The organism is Paenibacillus sp. sgz302191, from assembly GCF_057749925.1.
Genome location: NZ_JBYLHY010000091.1, coordinates 1 through 1,138, shown reverse-complemented (window position 1 = coordinate 1,138; position 1,138 = coordinate 1). Strand labels below are relative to the sequence as shown.

General features: G+C 52.2%; 1 protein-coding gene. It reads right to left on the bottom strand.

Going from position 1 to position 1,138, the window contains the following annotated elements:
- On the bottom strand, positions 1 to 1,138 hold a 1,138-nt coding region (locus tag AC3G2T_RS38695; RefSeq protein ID WP_488438818.1), incomplete at both ends, for an S-layer homology domain-containing protein.

Below are 1,138 nucleotides of genomic sequence, written 5' to 3'. Positions count from 1 at the left end.
GTGTGTCGTTGTTATCGTAATCCTGCATGCCTGCGTTCAGCAGCGCCTCGTATGGCGAGAATACCACTTGCGCTTTTTGATCGGTTACCAGGTCGTTTGCGTTTGTACTCAGGGCGCTTTGGATCGCACTGAAGCCCATTTCATTGCCGTATTGGTCAAATACGCTCACTGGGATCGTTGCTGTCTCGCCTTTTTGAGCGATGCTCGTTTGGCCGTTCGAGTATTTTACAGTACCCAGTTCCATTTTCGTAATGAATGGCGCTACGCCGACTGTGAAGTTTTTGCTTGCCGACAAGTGCGTGTCATTGAAGTAGATGTTCACTGGAATGACCGTCAGGTTGGACTGGGAAGCCGTGCCTGCAGCAGCCAATGTGCTGTCAAATGTCAATTTCAGCAAGCCGGCATCCGTTTTGGTAATTTGTGCCGTTTGGCCGTTACCCAGGATAACTGTGTAGGAACCTGCGGAGAACGAAGCGTTCTCGCCGTATTGGTTCGTTGCTTTGACCATGACCGTTGCTTTTGTGGTACGAGCTACTGTGTCGCTGGCGTTAACGAAGTCAATTTTTTGCAAGGTTTCGTCTTGGGCCGTGAAAGTAGCTGTTGTTTTATCTACAGCTGCAGTGTCCAAGCCGCTCAATGTAACGGTGTAGTCGCCTGCGCGAAGGTTGGTGTCCGTCAACGTCAAGGTTGCTGATTTTTTGTCATCGGCAAATGTAGTCGTAGTCGCTACAGCCGTTGTGCCTTGCGTCAAAGCCAGTTTCGCTTTGTCGGTGTCTACCGGTTTGTTGAAGTTGACCGTTACTTTTTGTACGCCTGTCGGTTTCGCATCGGTTACCGATACTTTACCGGCTGGAACGTATTGCTGTTTGGCTTCGTATGCGCCAGTGAGCAGCAGGTCGCGAGTTGCGTTCGCTTGGCCGCCGAATGTGCCGTCTGTGCCGTTAGGCAGCAGTTTCAGCTCCAGCGCCAGAGCTACATAACCTTGAGCCCAGTCGGAGACTGTAGCGTCGCTGCCTGTTTTTGCCCGAGCGTCAGCATCTTTGCCCAGTACGCGGTCCAGGAACGTCGCCAGCTGCTCTTTGGTTACTTTACCGGCTGGGTCAAACGTAGTGTCGGTTACACCGTCAGTAACGCCGGC